Annotated in this window: 1 pseudogene; it reads right to left on the reverse strand. The window is 69.6% G+C overall.

From position 1 onward, the window contains the following. A pseudogene (locus EIK80_RS26245) lies at nucleotides 1-283 on the reverse strand (hypothetical protein); the annotation flags it as partial.

Below are 283 nucleotides of genomic sequence, written 5' to 3' on the forward strand. Positions count from 1 at the left end.
CTCGGCCTCGAAGCGGATGGGGGTCAGGACGTTGACGACGAGCAGGCGCAGGTCGCCGCCGTAGGTGCGGGTGCAGTCCTGAACCGGCAGATGAAGGCGATTTTCGTGGGTGAAGGGCGTGCCGCCCGGTCGGCTGCTGGCCAGATCGATCCGCACCGGATTGCCCGGATGGGGCGTCCAGGGGCCTTCGAGGCGATCGGCGTGCGCCAGGTGCATCTTGCCCTGCTTGGCACGCTGCGCGCCGTCCGGCGAATAGACGCACCACCAGCGTCGCTCCCACGGG

The organism is Caulobacter sp. 602-1 (assembly GCF_003931565.1).
Taxonomy (GTDB): Bacteria; Pseudomonadota; Alphaproteobacteria; order Caulobacterales; family Caulobacteraceae; genus Caulobacter.